A 21,537-nucleotide genomic window follows, 5' to 3' on the forward strand; every position below is an offset into this window, starting at 1 on the left:
CTCCCCGCGAAACCCAGCATGACCAGCGGCCCGGCCCACCCCGTGGCGTGCATCCAGCGGCCGAAGAGGGACCCCGTGCGTTCCCGCACCAGTTCGGCCAGCGGGACGTCCCGCCACAGCAGGAACGGCGACTCGCGCACCACGGCACGGGGCGGCCGTCCCGGAACTCCTCCGGGGCGCGGGGCGTTTCGCATACAGGTCGTCGGCCGGGGTCAGCGCCGCCCGGTCACCGTGCCCTCCACCGCGAACAGTTCCTCTTCCACATGGTCAAGGGCCAGCCGCAGCGCGCCCGTTGCCACGGCCGCCTCGCCGAGGAGGGACAGGGCCACTCTCGGCGGGCGCAGACAGAAGCGGGCCAACTCCTGGCGCAGGGGCGCCAGTACGCCGTCCAGACCGGCCGCCCACCCGCCGATCACGACGAGTTCGGGGTCGAGGGCGAGGACCAGCGCGGCCACGTCGTGGACGAGGCGCTGGATGAAGCGGTCGACGGCGGCGATCGCGCGCTCGTCGCCCTCGCGGGCCTTCGCGAAGACCTTGGCGACGGCCTGTTCGTCGAGAGGGTGCAGCGGCTCGTCCGTGGTGGACAGGAGCGTCTCCGGGGTCACCTCGCTGCCCAGCAGATGCAGCGCGCCGATCTCCCCGGCCGCCCCGCCGTACCCGCGGTGCAGCTTGCCGCCGATCAGCGAACCGGCGCCCGGACTCAGCCCCGCGAGCACAAACACCACGTCGTCGGACTCGGTGGCGGTGCCCTTCCAATGCTCGGCGACGGCCGCCGCGTTGGCGTCGTTCTCGACCAGCACCGGGCACTTGAAGGAGCGGCTCAGCCGCTCGCCGAGCCGCAGCCCCGTCCACTCGGGCAGCGCCGTCCCCAGCCGTACGGTGCCGTCCGCCTCGACGATCCCGGGCGTGGCCACACCCACCGCGCGCAGGGAGTTGCGCGGGACACCGGCCCGGCGCAGCAGCTCGGCGACCACGGTGCGCAGCCGGTCCAGGCGCTCGTCGGCCGATGCCGTCTCGTCGACGTCCTTGGCCTGCGCGCCGAGCACGCGCCCGTCCAGGTCGGACAGGAGCGCCGCGACGCGGTGAGGGCCGATCTCCAGGCCCAGCAGATGCCCCGCCTCGGCCCGGAACCGGAACCGCCGCGCGGGCCGCCCCTGCCGCCGTGTGGCGCTCTCGTCGGCCGCCTTCTCGACCACGAGACCGGCCTCGATGAGCCCTTCGACCACACCCTCGACCGTCGGCCTGGACAGCCCGGTCACCCGCGTGATCTCGGTCAGCGTCGCGCAGTCCGTGGCACGCAGCGCGTGCAGCACCACCGCGGAATTGATCCTTCGCAGCAGCGAGGGATCCCCGCCGGTCAGCTGCCCCAACGTCCGTCCTTCCAGCTCGTGCGCGTGTTGGGGCGGATCGTACTCGGCGCGGCGCACCCCGGCGAGTGCCGGGCCCGATCGACCGGTCGAACAATCCGTTCCCATCCGGTTCGTCCCCCGTGGATCAGCCCGGCGCCACGAACCCCGATTCGTACGCCGTGATCACCGCCTGCGTACGGTCCCGCGCCCCCAGCTTCGCCAGTACTGCGCTCACATGCGACTTCACCGTCTCCGTCCCGACGACCAGCCGAGCGGCGATCTCCGCGTTCGTCATCCCCCGCGCCATCAGCCGCAGCACCTCCGCCTCACGCTCCGTCAGCCGGGCCCGCTCCAGCACGTCCCGGGCCGCCCGGTTGCCGCCGCCGTCGTCCCCGTACTCGGCGGCCAACCGCCGTACCGACGCCGGGAACAGCAGCGACTCGCCCTCGGCGACCAGCCGCACGGCATGCACGATCTCCGCCGGCCGTGCCCGCTTCAGCAGAAACCCGTCGGCCCCGGCCCGCAGCGCCTCGTACACGTACTCGTCGTTCTCGAACGTCGTCACCACGAGGATCTTCGGCGGCTCGGCGACCGTCCGCAGCACCGCGCGCGTGGCCTCGATCCCGTCGAGCAGCGGCATCCGTACGTCCATGGCGACCACGTCGGGCCGCAGCTGCCGCACCAGCGGGATCACCGCCGCCCCGTCGGCCGCCTCCCCGACCACCTCGATGTCGGACTGCGCCTCCAGCACGGCCCGCAGCCCCGCCCGTACGAGCGGTTCGTCGTCTACGAGGAGAACGGTGACCGGCATCCGGCCAGCCTAGATCACCGCAACGGAAGCCTGACCTGCACCTGCCAGTTACCCTGGTCGGGCCCGGTGCGCGCGTCGCCGCCCAGCAGGGCCGCGCGCTCGCGTATGCCACGCAGCCCGCTGCCCCGGCCGGGCCCGGGTATGTCGGCCGTCAGCGGATTGCGCACCTCCAGATCGAGGGCGTCGTACGCCACCTCGATCCGGATCCGCACGGGGACCGCGCCCGCGTGCCGCAGCACATTGGTCAGCGACTCCTGGAGGATCCGGTAGCCCTCACGGGAGACCGGGCCCGGCACGGTGTCCAACGGCCCGGTCAGCTCGGCGTCGACCTTCGCACCGGAGGCACGGGCGGACTCCAGCAGCCGGTCCGCGTCCGTCAGCGTCGGACGGCTGGAGACCGGCCGCTCGGACTCGCGCAGGATGCCGAGGACACGCTCCAGATCCTCCAGGGCCGCCCGGCCGGTCTCCTCGATGGCGTCCAGGGCACGGTCGGTGAAGGCGGGGTCGCCGGCCGCGCGTGCGGCGCCCGCCTGCACCACGGCCACGGTCAGGGCGTGGCCGATGGAGTCGTGCAGTTCGCGGGCGATACGGGTGCGCTCCAGGAGTTGCTCCGTGCGCTCCTCCATGGCGGCGAGCCGCTCGGCGGGGGAGGGGCCGAGCAGGCGAAGAGCGAGAAAGGCGATGAGGTTGCCGGAACCGACCACCGTGCCCGCGAGCGCGGCCAGGGCCAGGGGCGCGAGCAGGACGTGCCACCAGGGGTGACCGTCGAGGACGAGCAGCACGCCCTCCTCGACGTCCCGCCCGAAGGCCGACGACACCAAGTCCGTGGCGGCGAGCAGCAGTTGCATGGAGAGCAGCGAGGTCACGAAGCCGAGCAGCAGTCGCGCCTGGAGCCATACGACGAGCCGTCCGCGGTCGCTCCACGTGGCTGACGGCGCCACGACGATGTCGGTGCTCGCGCCGTCGTGCCGGTGACCGGTCAGCAACAACCTTGCCTGGAGCCCCTCCACGGTGCGCATCGCGGGCACAAGACCGACGGGGACGAGCACCGCGGCCGCCACCGCCCAGGTCCACCACGCCTCCTCGATGAACAGCCACATGGCCGGCCACACGATGGCGATGAGCAGATGCAGCCACCGTGTGTACGTCACCGCCCGGCCGAACGGGCGCAGCAATCGGACCATTTGGTCATCGTGCCAGCCGCCACTGACAACGAGCTTCCCCCGCACGGGGGAGACGCTCTCCACGCGCGGGGGAGGCGTCTCCTGCATGTGTCCGGCCAGGCTGCTGCCATGACCAGCATCGACGTCCACGAACTCACCAAGGAGTACGGCACCCGACGCGCTGTCGACCGCCTCACCTTCCGCGTCCGCCCCGGCCGCGTCACCGGCTTCCTCGGCCCCAACGGCGCCGGCAAATCCACCACCGTGCGGCTGCTGCTCGGCCTCGCCCGTCCCACCGCCGGTTCGGCCACCGTCGGCGGCCGTCCCTACGCCACCCTGCGCGAACCCCTGCGCCATGTCGGCGCCCTGCTCGACTCGGAGGCCGCGCACGGCTCACGGACCGGTCGGGATCATCTGCGCGCGCTGGCGGTGAGCAACCGCATCCCGTCGCGCCGGGTGGACGAGGTGCTCGCGGAGACAGGGATCGACTCGGTGGCGCGGCACCGCGTGAAGACGTACTCCCTGGGCATGCGCCAGCGGTTGGGCATCGCCGCCGCACTGCTCGGCGACCCCGAGGTGGTCGTCCTGGACGAGCCCGCCAACGGCCTCGACCCCGAAGGCATCGTCTGGATCCGCGGCCTGCTGCGCCGACTCGCGGGGGAGGGCCGCACGGTCCTGGTCTCCAGCCACCTCATGAACGAGACCGCGTCCTACGCCGACCATCTCGTGGTCCTCGGGCGTGGACGCCTCCTCGTCGACACCCCGATGCGGGAGTTCATCGACGCGCGTGTGCAACCCAGCGTACGGATCCGCACGACGGACGCCCCGGCGCTCAGGAAGCTCCTCGCGCAGCACGGTCACGACGGGGTGGAGCACGAGGAAGGGCACTGGACCGTGGCGCACGCACGCGTGGACGACATCGGACGCCTGGTGTCCGGCGCGGGGCTGCCGATCCTCGAACTGGCCACACTGGAGGGCACGTTGGAGCAGGCCTACCTCGATCTCACCGGCACCGAAGCCGAGTTCACCGCACAGCCCCAGGAGGCCTGACCATGCCGTTCGCCGCCGTGCTCCACTCGGAGTGGATCAAGATCCGTACGCTGCGGTCGCTCCTGTGCGGCCTGGGCGCGGTCCTGCTTGCCATCGTCGTGTTCTCAGCGCTCGCGGGCGGCGACAGCGACGGCTCCGGCTTCGACCCGCTGTTCTCGGTGTTCTTCGGCGTCGTCTTCGGGCAGATCGCCGCCATCGCGTTCGGGGCGACCGCCATGTCGGCGGAGTTCCGGGGCGCCGCCCTGCGCGGCACGTTCGCTGCGGTGCCGCTGCGGGGGCGGTGGTTCGCGGCCAAGACGGTGGCGATCGCGGCGTCGGTACTGGCCGTTGGGGCGCTCACCGGAGCCGCGAGCCTGGTCGTCGGCAAGGCCGTCCTCGGGGCGAAGGCGGACGTGCTCACGCCGGCCGAGCAGTGGCGCGGAGTCGTCGGCTGCGCCGTCTACCTGACGCTGATGGCGTTGCTCGCGGCCGGACTCACGGCCGTGCTGCGCAGCGGCGCCGCCACGCTCGGCATCCTCATCCCGTTCCTGCTCATCGTCTCGTTCGTGGTCGGAGACGTGTCCGGCTCCGCGGCGGACGTCCTGCCGGACAAGGCGGGGCAGGTGGTGTTCCACGAGAGCTGGGAAGGCGCGCTCGGCCCTTGGACGGGTCTCGCGGTGACGGCGCTGTGGACGGCCGCAGCTTTGTGCGCGGGCGCGTTGAGTGTGCGGCGCCGGGATGCCTGACGCGGTGTGCGGTGTGCGCGGGTTCCATTGACCAGGAACCCCTTCCGAGCCTTCTGCAACCCTCCTGAAGTCGCTAGGAAGCCTCCGCCGCCACCCGCAACCGCCCGAACTCCTCCGCCATCGTCGCCGCCGTCCAGTGCGCGTTCAGCCCGCTCGGATTCGGCAGCACCCACACCCGCGTCTCCCCGAACGTCCGCTCCTGCGGCCCCACTTGTGCCTTGCGGTCGTCGAAGGCGGCGCGGTATGCGGTGACGCCCAGGACGGCCAGCCAGCGGGGGCGCAGCAGGGTGATCCGTTCCGCCAGCAGGCGTCCGCCCTCGCGGTACTCCTCCGCGCTCAGCTCGTCCGCCCGGGCCGACGCCCGCGCCACGACGTTCGTGATGCCGAGCCCGTACGACAGCAACTCACCTTGTTCCGCGGGCTTCATGAGCCTGGGCGTGAAGCCGGACAGGTGGAGGACCGGCCAGAAGCGGTTGCCGGGGCGGGCGAAGTGGTGGCCCGTCGCGGCCGTCATGAGGCCGGGGTTGATGCCGCAGAACAGGACGCGGAGACCGTCCGCCGCCACGTCGGGGACGAGGCGGTCGCGGGCGGCCTCCAACTCCTGCTGGGTGAAGCGGGTCAGAGGATCGCCCCCGGCGTGTAACCCGCGGCCTCCGGGTGCTGCTTCACGAGCTCCTCGACCCGGCCCACCACGGTCGCGACCTGCGCGGCGGCGGCACCGGTGAAGGACAGCTTGTCGGCCATCAGGGCGTCCAACTGGGCGCGGTCCAGCGGGATCCGCTCGTCGGCGGCCAGCTTGTCGAGCAGCTCGTTGCGCTCGGCGCCCTGCTCGCGCATGGCCAGCGCGGAGGCCACCGCGTTCTCCTTGATGGCCTCGTGCGCGACCTCGCGGCCGACACCCGCGCGCACCGAGGCCATCAGCACCTTGGTGGTGGCGAGGAACGGCAGGTAGCGGTCCAGCTCGCGGGCTACGACGGCCGGGAAGGCACCGAACTCGTCGAGGACCGTCAGGAATGTCTCCAGGAGGCCGTCCAGCGCGAAGAACGCGTCAGGCAGGGCCACCCGGCGCACCACCGAGCAGGACACGTCGCCCTCGTTCCACTGGTCGCCCGCCAGCTCGCCGGTCATCGAGGCGTAGCCGCGCAGGATCACCATCAGGCCGTTGACGCGCTCGCAGGACCGCGTGTTCATCTTGTGCGGCATCGCGGAGGAGCCGACCTGGCCGGGCTTGAAGCCCTCGGTCACCAGCTCGTGCCCGGCCATCAGACGGATCGTCTTGGCCAGCGAGGACGGCGCCGCCGCGAGCTGCACCAGCGAGGTCACCACCTCGTAGTCCAGCGACCGCGGGTACACCTGGCCGACCGAGGTGAACGCCTGAGAGAAGCCCAGGTGCCCGGCGATCCGGTCCTCCAGCTCGGCCAGCTTCGCCGCGTCCCCGCCCAGCAGGTCCAGCATGTCCTGGGCAGTGCCGACCGGACCCTTGATGCCGCGCAGCGGATAGCGGCCGAGCAGCTCCTCCACGCGCGCGTACGCCACCAGCAGCTCGTCGGCCGTCGTCGCGAACCGCTTGCCCAGGGTCGTCGCCTGCGCGGCCACGTTGTGCGAGCGGCCGGCCATGACCAGCTCGCCGTACTCGCCCGCCAGCTTGCCGAGGCGCGCCAGCACCGCCACCGTGCGGTCCCGCACCAGTTCCAGCGAGAGCCGGATCTGGAGCTGCTCCACGTTCTCGGTGAGGTCGCGCGAGGTCATGCCCTTGTGCACCTGCTCGTGCCCGGCGAGGTCGTTGAACTCCTCGATCCGCGCCTTCACGTCGTGCCGGGTGACCTTCTCGCGCTCCGCGATGGAGGCCAGGTCGACGGTGTCCAGGACCCGCTCGTAGTCGGCGATCGCGTCGTCCGGCACCTCGATCCCGAGGTCCTTCTGCGCCCGCAGCACGGCGAGCCAGAGCTGCCGCTCCAGCTTCACCTTCTGCTCGGGCGACCAGAGCGTGGCGAGCTCGGCGGAGGCGTAGCGTCCGGCGAGGACGTTCGGGATGCGGGGCTTGGCGGCAGCGGAAGTCACGTAGACGGATTCTACTGGCGATTCGTGCAGGCCAGCGCCACGGCCTGGCTCGTCGGAACCTACGAGACGTCCGTCACCTGCGACGGCGTGCGGCTATGGGACGCCCGTCACCCGTCCACGTCGGCCAGCTCCGCCAACACATCCGCATGGCACAGCTCGGGCGCGCACCAGCAGGCCAGCGTCCTGCCGCGCAGTTCCGCCACCAGGTCCAGCAGCTCCGGGCGCTCCAGCAGATACGCCCGGTACATCGCCATGACCTCCGCCCGCGTCCCGTCCCGCTTCTTGGTCGGGGTGTCGTAGGCGAAGGGGTTGGAGAGGGGGTGGCGGGGGAGGTCCCAGCCGCCCATGGTCCAGCGGCGGCCGACGTAGACGACGTCCTCGGGGGCGGACTCCAGGCGGGGGCCGAAGTCGTGGATCCGGCCTCTGACGTTGATCACGCGCGTGACCACGGCGGTCAGGAGGCCGAGTCCTTGTAGGCGTCCTCGGCCTTCTTGGCGTCCTCGAAGTCCTTGTAGGGCAGCAGGTCCGGGCGCTTCGCCACGAGGCCGTCGCCCGATGAGCGGCCGGTCAGGCGGCGGCCGATCCACGGCAGCAGGTGCTGTCGGGCGAACCGCGCGTCCGCGATGCGTCGCGCGACCCACGCGGACGGCACGGTGGCCGCCATCGGCGTACGCCACTCGGTGTCCTCGGGGTCGTAGCCCAGCGTCTGCCAGACCGCCTCGGCGACCCGGCGGTGGCCCTCGGCTGTCAGGTGCAGCCGGTCCACGTCCCACAGGCGCGGGTCGGCCAGCGAAGGGGCGCCGTACAGGTCGACGATCAGGGCGCCGTGCCGTTCGGCGAGCCCCTCGACGATGGTGAACAGCTCCTCCATGCGCGGCCGGAACCGCTCCAGGACGGGACCCTGGCGGCCCGGGCTGCGCATGAGGACCAGTTGCTCGCAGGAGGGGGCCAGCCGCTCCACGGCCTCGGTCAGCAGGTCCCGCACCCGGCCCATGTCGACCTTGGGGCGCAGGGTGTCGTTGAGCCCGCCGACCAACGTGATCACGTCGGGCCGCATGGCCACCGCCACGTCGACCTGCTCGTGGACGATCTGCCCGATCAGCTTGCCGCGCACCGCGAGGTTGGCGTAGCGGAAGCCGGGCGTGTGGGCGGCCATCCGGCCGGCGAGGAGATCGGCCCATCCGCGGTACGAGCCGTCCGGCAGGAGGTCCGACATGCCCTCGGTGAACGAGTCACCCAGCGCGACCAGGCTGGTGTACGCGGGGCCGGGGTGTGCGGGGGTGCTGGGAGTGGAGTTCGTCTGCATGGCGAAGCAGATCGTAACCCGACGGCATACCCGTCGGTCTGTTGGCCTCCGGGCGGCGGGGGTCGCCGCCGACCTGGCCGTCGACCGCTACCCGCACCGCCCTCTGCCGCCTCCCGCTACCTCACGCCCGCTGCCCGAACAGCTCCTGCAATACGTCCTCCATGGTCACCAGCCCTTCCAGCCGGCCGTCGTCGCCGCGGACCGCCGCCAGGTGCGTACGGCTGCCCCGCATCGCGGTCAGCACGTCGTCCATCGGCGTGCTCGCCCGTACGCGCGCGATGGGCCGCATGTCCTGGACGCGGAACGGCTCCTCGCGCGGCGAGGCGTCCAGCGCGTCCTTGACGTGGAGGTAGCCGACGATCCGGCGGGACTCGTCCACGACCGGGAAGCGCGAGAAGCCGGACTGTGCCGAGAGCTGCTCCAGTTCCTCCGGCGTGACGCCCACGCGCGCGTAGACGACACCCTCCAGCGGGAGGACGACGTCACGGACCGGGCGGCGGCCCAGTTCGAGCGCGTCGCGCAGCCGTTCCTGCGCGCGGTCGTCGATCAGGCCCGCCTCGCCCGAGTCCCGTACGATGCGGGCCAGTTCGGCGTCCGAGAAGGTGGCCGAGACCTCGTCCTTCGTCTCCACGTGCAGCAGTCGCAGCAGGGTGTTCGCGAAGGCGTTGATCGTGAAGATCACCGGGCGCAGCCCCCGGGCGACGGCGACCAGCGGCGGGCCGAGCAGCAGCGCGCTGCGCACCGGCTCCGCGAGCGAGATGTTCTTCGGCACCATCTCGCCGAGCAGCATGTGCAGATACGTCGCGAGGGCCAGCGCGATCACGAAGGACACCGCGTGCCCCGCGCTCGTGGGCACACCCACCGCGTGGAACACCGGCTCCAGCAGATGCGCGATCGCCGGTTCCGCGACCACACCCAGGACCAGCGTGCACAGCGTGATGCCGAGCTGGGCGGCGGCCAGCAGCGCCGACACATGCTCAAGACCCCACAGCACGCTCTTGGCCCGCCGGTCGCCCTCCTCGGCATGCGGCTCGATCTGCGAACGCCGTACGGAGATCAGCGCGAACTCGGCGCCGACGAAGAAGGCGTTGACGACGAGGGTCGCGAAACCGATCAACAGCTGTACGGCGATCATCGGGCGTCCCCCTGCTCGTCCTTGACGTTGGCCTTGGCGGCTCTAGCGGCTCTAGCGGCTCCGGCGGCTCCGGCGGCTTCAGCGGTTCCGGCAGTCCCGGAGGACCCCCCAGCGCCCGAAGCCCCCACGGCCCCCGCCCCGCCGTCGAACGGCGCATGCATCAGCACGCGCGCGGCCCTACGGCCCGACGCGTCCACGATGTCCAGCCGCCAGCCGGTGACCTCGACGGAGTCGCCCGTCTCCGGGATGCGCCCGAGTTCCGTCGCGACGAGGCCGGCGAGGGTCTCGTACGGCCCCTCGGGGGCCCTGAGACCGACGCGTGCGAGCTGGTCGACGCGGGCCGAGCCGTCGGCCGAGTAGAGGGCGCGGCCGTCGTCGTCGGTGCCGGCGTGGGCCAGGTCGGGCGTCTCGTGCGGGTCGTGCTCGTCGCGCACCTCGCCGACGACCTCCTCGACGATGTCCTCCAACGTGGCCACGCCCGCGGTGCCGCCGTACTCGTCGATGACGACGGCCATGGTCCGCCTGCCGGACAGCCTGTCCAGCAGGCGGTCGACGGTGAGGGACTCCGGGACGAGCAGCGGCTCGCGCATGATCTCGGCGACCGGCACGTACCGGCGGCGGTCCGCCGGGGTCGCCAGCACGTCCTTGATGTGCGCGGTGCCGACCACCGAGTCGAGGTTGCCGCGGTAGACGGGGAACCGGGACAGGCCCGTCGCCCGGGTCGCGTTCGCCACGTCCTCGCAGGTCGCCTGGACGTCGAGGGCGATCACCTGCACGCGCGGGGTCATCACGTTCTCCGCGGTGAGGTCGGCGAGGTTCAGGGTGCGCACGAACAGCTCGGCGGTGTCCGGCTCCAGGGCGCCTTCCTTGGCGGAGTGCCGGGCCAGCGCGGCCAGTTCCTGCGGCCCGCGGGCCGCGGCCAGCTCCTCGGTGGGCTCGACGCCGAAGAGGCGCACCACGCGGTTCGCCATGGTGTTGAGATGCGAGATGAAGGGGCGGAAGGCCGCGCTGAACCAGCGCTGCGCGTTGCCCACCCCCTTGGCCACCGTCAGCGGCGAGGAGATCGCCCAGTTCTTGGGCACCAGCTCGCCGACGACCATCAGGAAGACCGTCGACAGCGCGGTGCCGAGCACCAGCGCCACGGTGCTCGACGCGGAGTCCGGGATCCCGATCGACTCCAGCGGGCCCGCGATCAGCTTGGCGATCGACGGCTCGGAGAGCATGCCGACCACCAGGTTGGTGACCGTGATGCCGAGCTGCGCGCCGGAGAGCTGGAAGGTGAGATTCCGTACGGCCTTGAGGGCGCCGGCCGCGCCGCGCTCGCCGCGTTCCACCGCCCGTTCCAGCTCGCCGCGCTCGACGGTGGTCAGCGAGAACTCGGCGGCGACGAAGGCGCCACAGGCGAGCGACAGCAGGATCGCCACCAGGAGGAGGAGCACTTCGGTCATCGGGTCACCTCCGTCCCATGATCGGACAGGGTGGGTCGGACCGCGCGCCATCGTGCACGGTGGGTACTACTGGGAGGCTCGCCCATGGGCGGACGCTCACACCTTTCATGACAGTACGGGTCGCCCTCGCATGCTCGCACGGAGGACGGAACAGTGCCCCAATGGTAAAGGATGAGCAAAGTAGATAGAAAGCAAGATCGGAAAGGAGATCAACCGGCCAGCGGCTTCACCCACCGCCGCCAATGCTCCTCGGGCGTGTACCCCGCCGCCCGCCACGCGTGCTGGCCGGTTTCGTTGCGGGTCAGCACCATAGCGTCCCCGCGTCGCCCACCCAGCCGTACGAACCGCTCCTCGGCCGCCGTCAGCAGCGCCGAGCCGATCCCCCGACGGCGCCGCTCCGGGTGCACCGCGAGCCGGTACAGATGGCAGCGCCACCCGTCGAAGCCGGCGATCACCGTGCCGACCAGCTCGCCGTCCAGCTCGGCCAGGATCAGCGCCTCGGGATCGCGAGCCACCAGCCGCTCCACGCCGTCCCGGTCGTCACTGATGCTCGTCCCCTCGGCGGCGCCCTTCCAGAAGGCGAGAACGGCGTCCAGGTCGTCGGGCCCGGCGGCCCGTATCCGCAGATCAGTCATACGGCGATCCCATCATCCGGGACGCCCCTGAGCACGGATTTCCAGCATGCGGACGGGTAGTCACCTCCGGCTGCTCACCGCCCCGCCAACACCCCGATCACCGGCGCGAACGCCTCCATGTACGGCTCCAGGACCGTCAGATACGAGAACCCGTATCGCTCCCGCTGCACCAGCACCTGCGCAGTGATCTCGTCGAGGGTGCCGACCAGGAGGATCGGCAGTTCCAGTGCCTGCTCCGTCGTCAGCCCCGGCACCCGTTCAAGGAGCGGTCGGACGGCCGCCTCGCGGTCCTCGGTGACGATCACCATCTGGACGAGGAGATTCAACTCCGCCTTCTCCGCGCGCCCTTCAGCCAACTCCAGATAGCGCGCCACCCGCTCGGCGAACTCCGTCGCAGCGACCGGCGCCAGCTTCCCCGTCGTGGTGCCCGGCACCAGTCGCGCCCCCGTAAAGGCAGCGATGTCGGCGTGCTCGGCGGCGAGTTGGAGCATCCGCTCCCCGTTGCCGCCGATCATCAGCGGGACGCGAGAGCCTTCCTCGGCGTCGAACGCGCGCTTCAACTCCTCGACCGTGCGCCGCAGATGAGCCACCCGCTCGCCCGGATAACCGTACGGCAGCCCGGCCGTCTCGTGCTCCGACTGCACGTACCCGGTGCCGAGCCCGAGTTCGAGGCGCCCGCCCGTCAGCGCGGCCGTCGTCGACACCTCCCGGGCGAGCAATGCCGGGTTCCAGAAACCCGCGTTGAGCACGAAGGTGCCAAGCCGGGGCCGCTCGGTCGCACCCGCCGCGGCGACGAGGGCCGGGAACGGAGCGACCATGCCGAGATGGTCCGGGACCAGGATGACGTCGTACCCGAGTTCCTCGGCGCGCCGGCATCTGGCGCGCCACTCGGCGGCCGGCCCGGGCAGCAGCAGACTGGCTCCGAAGCGGAACGGGCGTGCTGGTCGCGGCATGAACTCTCCTCACCGGCAAGGGACTTGAGTACTCACCGCGATTCCATCACTTCCGTTCCGTCATTCGTGCGCGATCGCCGCCAGTACGTTCATGCGGGACGCGCGCAGCGCGGGCAGGAGGGCCGCCACCACGCCCACCACCGCCGAGCCGACCACCACTTCGACGATCGTGGCCCATGGGACGGCCAGCGCGTTCATGCCCTGCAGGGCCAGCACCTGCTGGGTGCACACGCCCCACACCAGGCCCAGCGCGAGGCCCAGTACCGCGCCGAAGACCGCGATCACCACCGACTCCAGGCGGATCATCCGGCGCAGTTGGCGTCGTGCGAGTCCGATGGCCCGCAGGAGTCCGATCTCGCGGGTGCGCTCCACTACCGACAGGGCAAGGGTGTTGACGACGCCGAGCACCGCGATGACGATCGCGAGTCCGAGCAGCGCGTACACGAGGTAGAGCAGGACCGCGATCTGGTCGTGCACCAGTTTTTTGTAGTCGGCCAGGTCGCGGACCTGGACCTGCGGATACGGGTCGAGCGTCGTGTCCAGGCGCTTGCGCAGCTGGTCGGGCGAGGTGCCGGAGGACGCGTTGACGTAGAGCGCGGAGTCCTGTCCGCCGGGCACGTACTTCTCCACGGCGGCGATCCCGAGGAACAGGCCGCCCTGCATGCCGAATCCGTCGCTGCTGTCCTGGTCGGTGAGGGCACCGACCTTCAGCTCGGTCCGCTGTCCGCCGGGGAACTCCACCGGGATCGTGTCGCCGACCTTGACCTTGTGGTCCTTCGCGAAGTCGACGTCCATGCCGAGGGCGCCGGGCGCCAGTGCCGCCGCCGTGTCGCCCTGCGCGTACGTGACATGGGCGACGTCGTCGACGCCGTCGTCGTAGCCGGAGGCGGTGGTCTCGATGCGCTTGCCGTCCGGGAGCGTCACCGCGAGCGGTGCGAACCGCTGGCGTACGACGAGGCCGACGCCCTCGGTGGCGCTCACCTTGTCGGTGACCTCTTTGGAGAACGGCACGAAGTTGGCGTTCTGGATCACGAAGTCGGCGCCCAGGGTCTTGTCGATCTGCTGGTCGAAGGACTTCGACATGGAGGCGCTCGCCACCGACATGCCGCCGACCAGGGCGAGGCCGACCATCAGGGCGGCCGCGGTGGCGCCGGTGCGGCGGGGATTGCGCAGGGCGTTGCGCTGGCTCATCCGGCCGATCGACCCGAAGATCGCGGGGAAGGCAGCGCCGAGGACCCGGATCACCGGGCGCACCAGGAGCGGGCCCGCGACGACGGTCGCGAGCAGTGTCAGGACCACGCCCAGGCCGAGGAAGGAGGCCGACGAGGCGGTCTTCGTGGCGGTCGCGCAGCCCACCAGCGCGGCGGCGCCCAGAACGCCCAGGACGGAGCCGACGATCGCCCGGGTGCGCAGGGGACGCCCGATCTCGGCGATCTCCGCGTCCGCGAGCGCGGCCATCGGCGAGACACCGGCGGCCCGCCGCGCGGGGAGGTAGGCAGCGACGAAGGTGACGCCGATGCCGACGACGTAGGCCGCGACGGGAGTGCCCCAACCCACCACCATCTCGGTGGTCTTGAGGTTCATGCCGAACGCGCTCATGAGCTTGATCAGCCCGGCCGCGAGCCCGATGCCCGCCGCGAGGCCCAGCGTCGAGCCGACCACACCGAGCAGGATCGCCTCGGTGAGCACGGACCGGCGCACCTGCCGGCGGTCGGCGCCCAGGGCGCGCAACAGGCCCAGTTCACGGGTGCGTTGGGCGATCAGCATGGAGAACGTGTTGACGATCAGGAACACGCCCACGAGGACGGCGATTCCGGCGAAGCCGAGCATCACGTACTTGATGACGTCGAGGAAGCCGCCGAGGTCCGCGGCGGCCGACTTGGCCTGCTCGTCGGCCGTCCTGACCTCGTAGTCGGTGGTGCCGACCACGGCGGCGACCCGCTGCTTGAGCACGGGGTCGCTGACGCCCTTCGCCGCGTTGACGGAGATGCCGGTGGCCTTGTCGGCGGAGCCCAGCAGTTGGGTCGCCGCGGTCTTGGGGTCGAGGAAGACCAGGGCCGCGCCGGGGTTGGTGGTGGTGAAGGTGGCGATGCCGACGATCTCGACCTTGAAGGTGCCCGGCTGGGCGAGCACGGTCAGGGTGTCGCCGATCTTCACGTTCTTCTTGTCGGCGGTGTCGGCGTCGAGAAGTGCCTCGCCGCCGCCCTCCGGGGCATGGCCCGAGGTCAGCTTCACGGGGCTGCGGTCGGTGAGGAACCAGTCGGAGGCGATGGTCGGGGCGCCGGTGGTCGGGCCGACCGACTTGTTCCTGCTGTCGACGACCGTGATGTTCTCGACGCTCACGTCCGCGTGCGCCGACGCGACACCGTCGACCTTCGCCACCTGGTCCGCGAGCGCGGCCGGCACGGTCCGCGCTTCCCCCGTCGGCACCTGCGACTTGAGGTCGTCCTTGGCCTCGACCGTCACGTCGGCGGAGGTGGAGGCGAACAGCCGGTCGAAAGTGCGGGTGACCGTGTCCGAGAAGATCAGGCTGCCCGCGACGAACGCCACGGACAGCACGATCGCCAGCGCGGAGAGCAGCAGCCGCCCCTTGTGCGCGAGGAAGCTGCGGAGCGTCGCCTTGAGCACGGGTTCAGTCCTTGTCGAGGTGCATGTCGGGGGAGGCGGCGGGGCCCTCACCGGACCCGGACCGGCTCCCGGCCCCGGACCCGCTCCCGGCCCCGGTCCCGAACACGTCTCCGTCCCCGTCCGACGAGCCGCGCAGGGAGTCGAACCGTTTCATGCGCTCCAGCACCGCCTCCGCCGTCGGCCGCTCCATCTCGTCCACGATCCGTCCGTCCGCGAGGAAGAGCACCAGGTCGGAGTGGGCGGCGGCGCCCGGGTCGTGGGTGACCATGACGACGGTCTGGGACAGCTGGTCGACGGCCTCGCGCAGGAAGCCGAGGACTTCGAGGCCTGCGCGCGAGTCGAGGTTGCCCGTCGGCTCGTCGGCGAAGATCAGCTCGGGGCGGGAGGCCAGCGCCCGCGCGCAGGCCACGCGCTGCTGCTGGCCGCCGGAGAGCTGGGAGGGCCGGTGCTTGAGCCGGTCCCGAAGACCCAGGGTGTCGATGACCTGGTCCAGCCACTTCTCGTCGGGCTTCTTGCCCGCGATGTCCATGGGCAGGGTGATGTTTTCAAGCGCGTTGAGGGTCGGGATCAGGTTGAACGACTGGAACATGAACCCGATCCGGTCGCGGCGCAGCCGGGTCAGCTCCCGCTCCCGCAGCCCCGTGATCTCCGTGTCGCCGAGCCACACTTGACCGGCCGACACGTTGTCGAGCCCCGCCAGACAGTGCATCAGCGTGGACTTGCCGGAGCCCGAGGGGCCCATGACGGCGGTGAACCGGCCGCGCGCGATGTCCACGTCCACCGAGTCGAGGGCGAGCACGGTCGTCTCGCCGGTGCCGTACGCCTTGGTCAGACCGCGGGCGCGAGCCGCGATCCCGTCCGCCGACGCGTGGCCGGGGACGTACTGCGCAGCAGGTGTGGACAAAGCCGTCTCCTCGCTCCTGGGCATGGCGACTCGCTGGTCCCGGCCGAGCGTAGTGTGATGCGCGGCACACGTGGAATCCCTCGCAAGTCCTGGGTGGTCTCCACCGCAGGTCGGGCCCCGGATACGGATGTAAGGGGCACGCTCCACCCGGAGGCGGACCCTTTCGTCCGGGATTTGGTACCTGAGTACCCCTTGCCGGTGCTAGCTGTTCGGCGCTAGCGTCTAGGTATGGCGAAGACCCAGCTGAACGTGAGAGTGGACGAGGGCACCGCCCGCGCCGCCCGCGAGCGTGCCCTGGCCCGCGGCATGAGCGTCAACCGCTACATCGAAGAGCTGGTCAGACAGGACACCGGAGAGGTCGGCCACACCTTCGTGGACGCCGCCGCGGACTTCATGAAGCAGTACGAGTCCGTCTTCGCCGAGGAGTTCGGCACGGAGAAGGAACCGCCGCGCGAAGGTCGCCGCTGATCCGTTGAGCGGTCTCAGAATCGATCTTGCCTGGCTTCTCATGCTCGCCGAACAGAAGACACCGGGGGACCCGCAGGTCACCGACTGGGGTGCCCTGGTCGCCGCCGTGGCGCGCCACGAGGCCGAGATCTTCGACGTACCCGTCTACGACACCCCGCCCGCGCGCGCCGCCGCGCTGCTCCAACTCCTGATCCACGTACCGGCGTTGGAGCGCTCCAACGCCCTCTTCGCCTCCGCCGTGGCGTACGCCTACCTCGTCGCGAGCGGTCTCAAGGTCGCCACCTCGCCCGAGCAGGTCCGCGATCTGGCCCGGCTGGTCAAGAACGGCGAGGCCACGGTGTACGAGATCGCCGAGGAGCTGCGCCAGTGGACGCTGTGATCACGGCCCGGTGGCCGGCTCCTTGACCTCCGACGTCTCGGAAGGTCGCCAGGCCGTGCCCAGCACGCAGTACGACGTGGGCAGCCGCGGACCCTTCTCCGGCATCAACAGCCGCCGGTAGGGGCCGAGTTGGAAGCCGGCGTCCCGGAAGGCGGCGATCGGCTCGCGGGCCAGATGACAGCCGCCGTTCAGGGGCGGCCACAGGGTGCGGTCCAGGGCGCGCTGGGTGAAGGTCATCGCGCTGCCGCCGCCCCGGCCGTGCTCGAAGAACCGCACGACACCGCCCGGCCGCAGCACCCGCCGCACCTCGCCGAGCGCCCGGTGCACATCCCGCACGCTGCACAGCACCAGACACAGCACCGCCGCGTCGAAGCCCTCGGACTTGACCGGCAGCGCCTCCGCGGCGCCCGGCACCACATCGACCGGCACCTCCGCGCGCAGGGCGGCCTCGACCGCCAACTGCCGCAGCAGGGACTCCGGTTCGAGGGCGACGACCTCCGCGACCGTACGCGGATAGTGCGCGAAGTTGAGCCCGTTGCCCGCGCCGATCTCGATGACCCGGCCGGAGAGTCCGGCGAGCAGTCGGTCGCGTACCCCGCCCATGCCCATCCGGGTCTCGGCGCCGACGCTGACCTTGGCGTAGTAGCGGGCGAACAGCGGATGGTGCACGGGGCCCCGCGTGACCTTCGCGGAACCGGCGGACCCTTGCGGCATGAGGACCTCCCTCACCGGACGCCTTACCGCGATTGTCCCCCGGAACGGCCCCGCGCACCCTTTCACCGGGTCAGGCGATGAAGTCCCGGACCTGGGTGTACACGCCGTGGTCGTTGTTCGTGTCGGTGTGCGAGATGCACCCGACGTCGACGTTGGTCGCACCGCTCAACAGGGCCGAGCTGTTCGGGACGACCGCGGAGTCGCAGTCGGACCAGTAGCTCGCGTACGAGACGCTGCCGGGCGTCTCGTCACCGGAGTTCAGCGCGGTCACGTACGCGCTGCCGGTCTGCATCTCCTTGCAGGACGTGTACAGCCAGGCGCACAGCGAGGCGACGGACGTCCCGTGGTTCGTGCCCGCGACCGACACGAAGTCGTCGACGTACGCCGTGCCGCCCAGGTTCTTGAGGTAGTAGCGGGTGCTGAGCACACCCATCGAGTGGGCGACGAGGTCCACCTTGGACGCGCCGGTCCGCGCCAGCACGTTCTTGATCTCGGTGGCCAGTTGCTGTGCGCTGGTGGCGTTGGACTGCCCCCAGTCGTACGACCAGGCGTCCAACTCGGCGGCGGAGTAGCCGTCGGCCTTGAAGTCGGCCACCCAGTCGTCCCAGCCGCTCGCCGAGCCGCTGAGGCCGTGCACGAACACGACCGGGTTGTGGGTGGCCGCCTGAGCGGGTGCGGCGGCGAGGGAGAGGGACAGCAGGAGCGCTGCGAACACTCCCGAAAGGGCGGTGGCGATACGACGCTTGTGGCGCTGCATGATGCCTCCTGAAACGGATGGGGTTCGTCAGGAGTGTCAGCGCGGGTCTACGCGCGCCGCATCGGTGGAATCGCCGGTCTTTACGGGTCAATTAACTCGCCAGTAACGTCAGTTGTGTGGTGTATCCGGTGAACCCCCCGCCGCTCGACCGCACTTCGCCACCGCCTTCCCCCACGGAGGCGTGGCGGCAACTGGCTCCGATGCTTCCCGAAGGCGTCCGGGTACGGATGCTGCACGCCGTCTACGGCGATCCGCGCGCCGCCGCCGAGGCGGTACCGCGACTGACGGAACGGCAGACCTCGGGCCACGACCCGCTCCCCACGGACCCCGCGGAACTGGCCCCGGCCCTCCTGCACGCCCACCGCGCGGAGATCCGCGCCCTCCCCGACGACACCCGCCTCCTCCTGCTGCTGGCAGCGGCCGATCAATACCCCCTGGCCACCCACGCGTTCCTCCGCGCGACCGCCGCCGCCCGCCTGGACACCCGCCCCCTGGAACGGGCCGAGACAGCGGGCGTCGCGCACGCCGGAGCGGGCGGTGTCGTCTTCCGCGACGCCTGGACGAGGATCGCCGCGTACGAGACCGGGTCCCCGGCGGACCGACGCGACGCCCACCGACTGCTGGCCCGCGTCCTGCGCGCCGACGGCGAGACACCCCGCCGCTCCTGGCACCGCGGCGCGGGCGCCCTCGGCCCGAGCGGCCGCCTCACCTCGGAACTGCGCGCCGCAGCGGACCAGGCCCGCACGGCCGGCCAACTCACCCTGGCCCGCGCCCTCGTCGAACGCGCCGCCGCCCTCAGCCCCGACCGCACCGAGACCGCCCGCCTCCTCGCCCGCGCTGCCACGGACGCCTGGCACGCGGGCGACGGCGACCGAGCCCGCCGCTTGGCGGCCACAGGGGCTCCGGACGACGCCTTGGCCGGCCTGTTCGCCCTACGCGCGGGGAACGCGACGGAGGCGTTCGACGCGCTGGTGGCGGCGGCAGTGCAACGGGGCGGTGGGGGCGACGGAGGGAACGGCCCAGCGGACGGCGACGTCGGTGGAGAGACGGCACCGACCGGTACCGGCCTGGGCGGCACCGGCGAGAGACCGTCGGCTTCGAGCGACGGAGATTCCGCCACGGCACCCACTCCCCGCTCAGCCGAAAGAGAACCGGGCGCCCGCGCACCGGGCCCGGCTGACGGGGTGTCGTCGGGCCGGCGTGCGGCCGCATCGCAGCCGGGTGGATCCGGTGGTGCAGATGGGGGAGTCGGGGTGTCCGACCGCCCCGAGCCTGTCGTCCACCGGTCGGTCCGGGCGGCCGAGGCCGCAGCCATCACCGGCGCACCGGGTCCGGCCGACGGGGTGCCGTCGGATCGGCGTGCGGCCGCATCGCAGCCGGGTGGATCCGGTGGTGCAGATGGGGGAGTTGGGGTGTCCGACCGCCCCGAGCCCTTCGTCCACCGGTCGACCCGGGCGGCCGAGGCCGCAGCCGTCACCGGCGCACCGGGTCCGGCCGACGGGGTGTCCTCGGGTCGGCGCGTCGCCGCATCGCTGCCGGGCCACTCCGCTGTTGCCCATCGGAGGGTCGCGATGCCCCACCACTCCGACTCCGCCGTGCACCTCCTCGCCCGGGCCACCGAAGCCGCCGTCTACACCGGTGATCTGCGGCGCAGTCGGGAAGCGGTTCGAGTCGCGGGGCGATTGGGTGTCGGGCCGCCGGGGGCACTCGGTGGGCTCGCGGCTGCCGTGGACGGGCGTTACGAGGACGCGCGGGAGTTGTTGCGAGTGGCGGCGGGACACAGCGAACCGGGCGGTGATCCCGCGCTGCTCGGGCACGGCGGCCCCGGCGCCGATCTCACGCTCCCCGAACACGGTTCCCGTGCCGACATCCCGCTCCCCGTCCACGGTTCCCGTCCCGACCTCACCCTCCCCGTGCACGGCCCCGGCGCCGACCCCACGCTCCTCGTGCACGCAGGTATCGCCGCGCTGATGCTCGGGGACCACACCCTCGCCGCCACCGCGACCGTACGGGCCGTCTCCTCGGCGCGGGCGCGGGGCGCGACCGCCACCGTGGCCCAGGCGCTGGAGTTCCGTGCCTACGCCGATTTCTGGAGCGGACGCCCGCACGCCGGTGCGGCCACCGCCCTGGACGCCCTGCGCCAGGCCTACGCCACCGGGCAGGACAACGGCGCCTGTCATCTGCAGGCCGCCCTCGCCATGTTCGCGGCCCTCACCGGCGACGAGGACACCTGCCGCGAACGGGCCGCCGCCGCACGGTCGTACGCCCTCACCCACGGTCTCGGTCTGCCCGCCGCGCTGGCCCAGTGGGCGCTCGCCTACCTCGATCTCGCGGCCGGTCGTTTCGCCGGCGCCGCTGCTCGATTGCGCGCCCTCGCCGGGTTCGGGCCGGGGCACGGTCACCGGGCGATCCGGCACCTGGCCACCCCGCACTACGTCGAGGCCGCCGTCCGCTCCGGTGACACCCGGGTCGCGCGGGCCGCCCATGCCGACTACGACCGGTGGGCCAGTGCCGTCCGCAGTCCCGACGACCTTGCCCTGAGCGCCCGTTGCCGTGCGCTGCTCGCCCCCGGCGCCGAGGCCGTCGAGCACTACCGCGCCGCCCTCGACCTCCACGCCCACGGAACCCGTGACTTCGAACGCGCCCGCACGGAGCTGCTGTTCGGCGGCGCGCTACGACGATTGCGTCGCCGTACCGAGGCCCGCGACCGCCTGCACAGCGCACTTGAGGCCTTCGACGCCTTCGGCGCACCGCACTGCGCGGCGCAGGCCCGCGCCGAACTCCGTGCCCTCGGTGCCCCCGCAACTCCCGCACACACGGCCGCCCTTGACCCCACCGCCCGCCTCACGGCCCAGCAACTCCTCATCGCCCGCATGGCCGCCGACGGCGCCACCAATCGCGAGATCGCCGCCCGCCTCGCCCTGAGCCCGCGCACGATCGACCACCATCTGCGGGGTGTCTTCACGCGGTTGGGGATCCGGTCCCGGATCGACCTCGTTCGGTTGCTGGGTGGGGGTGGGGACACCAGGGGCACCGCCTAGGGCCGCCGGC

General features: G+C 71.9%; 21 protein-coding genes. 5 read left to right on the forward strand and 16 right to left on the reverse strand.

Features of this window, described 5'->3' with window-relative positions:
• The 4 genes from ACWDR3_RS36255 to ACWDR3_RS36270 form a co-directional block, all read right to left on the reverse strand.
• The coding region (locus ACWDR3_RS36255) for a hypothetical protein (RefSeq protein WP_450356815.1) at window positions 1-194 on the reverse strand (194 nt) is incomplete at its 3' end.
• A gap of 18 nt (window positions 195-212) precedes the next feature.
• On the reverse strand, window positions 213-1,370 hold the full coding sequence (locus tag ACWDR3_RS36260) for an ROK family transcriptional regulator (RefSeq protein ID WP_450356816.1): 1,158 nt from the start codon (window positions 1,368-1,370) through the stop codon (window positions 213-215).
• Window positions 1,371-1,494: 124 nt separating this feature from the next.
• Window positions 1,495-2,160: a response regulator transcription factor gene (locus ACWDR3_RS36265; RefSeq protein WP_450356817.1), complete on the reverse strand. Its 666-nt coding sequence runs from the start codon at window positions 2,158-2,160 to the stop codon at window positions 1,495-1,497.
• 14 nt (window positions 2,161-2,174) lie between these two features.
• The gene (locus ACWDR3_RS36270) at window positions 2,175-3,344 is read right to left on the reverse strand and encodes a sensor histidine kinase (RefSeq protein ID WP_450356818.1); all 1,170 of its coding nucleotides are present in this window, start codon (window positions 3,342-3,344) and stop codon (window positions 2,175-2,177) included.
• Window positions 3,345-3,452: 108 nt separating this feature from the next.
• Between ACWDR3_RS36270 and ACWDR3_RS36275 the strand changes: the two genes are divergently transcribed.
• Together ACWDR3_RS36275 and ACWDR3_RS36280 are read left to right on the forward strand one after the other, a co-directional pair.
• Complete coding sequence (locus ACWDR3_RS36275; protein WP_450356819.1) at window positions 3,453-4,373, forward strand: ABC transporter ATP-binding protein; 921 nt, start codon at window positions 3,453-3,455, stop codon at window positions 4,371-4,373.
• A 2-nt stretch (window positions 4,374-4,375) separates the two neighbouring features.
• Window positions 4,376-5,098 carry an ABC transporter permease gene (locus ACWDR3_RS36280; protein ID WP_450356820.1) on the forward strand — a complete coding sequence of 241 codons (723 nt, stop codon included), beginning with the start codon at window positions 4,376-4,378 and terminating at the stop codon, window positions 5,096-5,098.
• Between the two features lie 73 nt (window positions 5,099-5,171).
• On the opposite strand, the gene mug is transcribed toward ACWDR3_RS36280, so the two are convergent.
• The 10 genes from mug to ACWDR3_RS36330 form a co-directional block, all read right to left on the reverse strand.
• The gene (gene mug, locus ACWDR3_RS36285; RefSeq protein WP_450356841.1) at window positions 5,172-5,720 is read right to left on the reverse strand and encodes a G/U mismatch-specific DNA glycosylase; all 549 of its coding nucleotides are present in this window, start codon (window positions 5,718-5,720) and stop codon (window positions 5,172-5,174) included.
• Window positions 5,717-7,159: an adenylosuccinate lyase gene (gene purB / locus ACWDR3_RS36290; protein WP_450356822.1), complete on the reverse strand. Its 1,443-nt coding sequence runs from the start codon at window positions 7,157-7,159 to the stop codon at window positions 5,717-5,719. Before purB ends, mug begins: the two co-directional genes overlap by 4 nt.
• Before the next feature lie 107 nt (window positions 7,160-7,266).
• Window positions 7,267-7,608 carry a DUF4326 domain-containing protein gene (locus ACWDR3_RS36295; protein WP_450356823.1) on the reverse strand — a complete coding sequence of 114 codons (342 nt, stop codon included), beginning with the start codon at window positions 7,606-7,608 and terminating at the stop codon, window positions 7,267-7,269.
• A gap of 5 nt (window positions 7,609-7,613) precedes the next feature.
• Complete coding sequence (locus ACWDR3_RS36300; protein ID WP_450356824.1) at window positions 7,614-8,465, reverse strand: SGNH/GDSL hydrolase family protein; 852 nt, start codon at window positions 8,463-8,465, stop codon at window positions 7,614-7,616.
• Between the two features lie 121 nt (window positions 8,466-8,586).
• A complete protein-coding gene (locus ACWDR3_RS36305) occupies window positions 8,587-9,600 on the reverse strand; it encodes a hemolysin family protein (RefSeq protein WP_450356825.1) in 1,014 nt (337 codons plus the stop codon).
• Window positions 9,597-11,048, reverse strand: a complete 1,452-nt coding sequence (locus ACWDR3_RS36310) for a hemolysin family protein (protein ID WP_450356826.1) — start codon at window positions 11,046-11,048, stop codon at window positions 9,597-9,599. Before ACWDR3_RS36310 ends, ACWDR3_RS36305 begins: the two co-directional genes overlap by 4 nt.
• Window positions 11,049-11,257: 209 nt before the next feature.
• Window positions 11,258-11,683: a GNAT family N-acetyltransferase gene (locus tag ACWDR3_RS36315; protein WP_450356827.1), complete on the reverse strand. Its 426-nt coding sequence runs from the start codon at window positions 11,681-11,683 to the stop codon at window positions 11,258-11,260.
• A gap of 74 nt (window positions 11,684-11,757) precedes the next feature.
• Window positions 11,758-12,636, reverse strand: coding sequence for an LLM class F420-dependent oxidoreductase (locus tag ACWDR3_RS36320; RefSeq protein ID WP_450356828.1), 879 nt, complete (start codon window positions 12,634-12,636; stop codon window positions 11,758-11,760).
• Window positions 12,637-12,696: 60 nt separating this feature from the next.
• Window positions 12,697-15,264 (reverse strand): ABC transporter permease, encoded by a 2,568-nt coding sequence (locus ACWDR3_RS36325; RefSeq protein ID WP_450356829.1) that lies wholly within the window; start codon window positions 15,262-15,264, stop codon window positions 12,697-12,699.
• A 4-nt stretch (window positions 15,265-15,268) separates the two neighbouring features.
• Complete coding sequence (locus ACWDR3_RS36330; RefSeq protein ID WP_450356830.1) at window positions 15,269-16,168, reverse strand: ABC transporter ATP-binding protein; 900 nt, start codon at window positions 16,166-16,168, stop codon at window positions 15,269-15,271.
• A 228-nt stretch (window positions 16,169-16,396) separates the two neighbouring features.
• On the opposite strand from ACWDR3_RS36330, the gene ACWDR3_RS36335 reads away from it, so the two are divergent.
• Together ACWDR3_RS36335 and ACWDR3_RS36340 are read left to right on the forward strand one after the other, a co-directional pair.
• Window positions 16,397-16,636, forward strand: a complete 240-nt coding sequence (locus tag ACWDR3_RS36335) for a toxin-antitoxin system HicB family antitoxin (RefSeq protein WP_280879063.1) — start codon at window positions 16,397-16,399, stop codon at window positions 16,634-16,636.
• A 4-nt stretch (window positions 16,637-16,640) separates the two neighbouring features.
• On the forward strand, window positions 16,641-17,015 hold the full coding sequence (locus ACWDR3_RS36340; RefSeq protein WP_450356831.1) for a fic family toxin-antitoxin system, toxin component: 375 nt from the start codon (window positions 16,641-16,643) through the stop codon (window positions 17,013-17,015).
• Here the strand turns inward: ACWDR3_RS36340 and ACWDR3_RS36345 are convergent, their stop codons facing one another.
• Both ACWDR3_RS36345 and ACWDR3_RS36350 read right to left on the reverse strand, forming a co-directional pair.
• Window positions 17,016-17,729, reverse strand: coding sequence for a class I SAM-dependent methyltransferase (locus ACWDR3_RS36345; protein ID WP_450356832.1), 714 nt, complete (start codon window positions 17,727-17,729; stop codon window positions 17,016-17,018).
• A gap of 70 nt (window positions 17,730-17,799) precedes the next feature.
• Entirely contained in the window at window positions 17,800-18,486 is a 687-nt protein-coding gene (locus ACWDR3_RS36350) for an esterase/lipase family protein (RefSeq protein WP_450356833.1), read from the reverse strand.
• A gap of 200 nt (window positions 18,487-18,686) precedes the next feature.
• Here ACWDR3_RS36350 and ACWDR3_RS36355 point away from each other — a divergent pair, with 200 nt between their 5' ends.
• Window positions 18,687-21,527: a LuxR C-terminal-related transcriptional regulator gene (locus tag ACWDR3_RS36355; RefSeq protein ID WP_450356834.1), complete on the forward strand. Its 2,841-nt coding sequence runs from the start codon at window positions 18,687-18,689 to the stop codon at window positions 21,525-21,527.
• The last annotated feature ends 10 nt before the right edge of the window (window positions 21,528-21,537 follow it).

It is taken from the genome of Streptomyces sp. NPDC001002 (assembly GCF_053599215.1).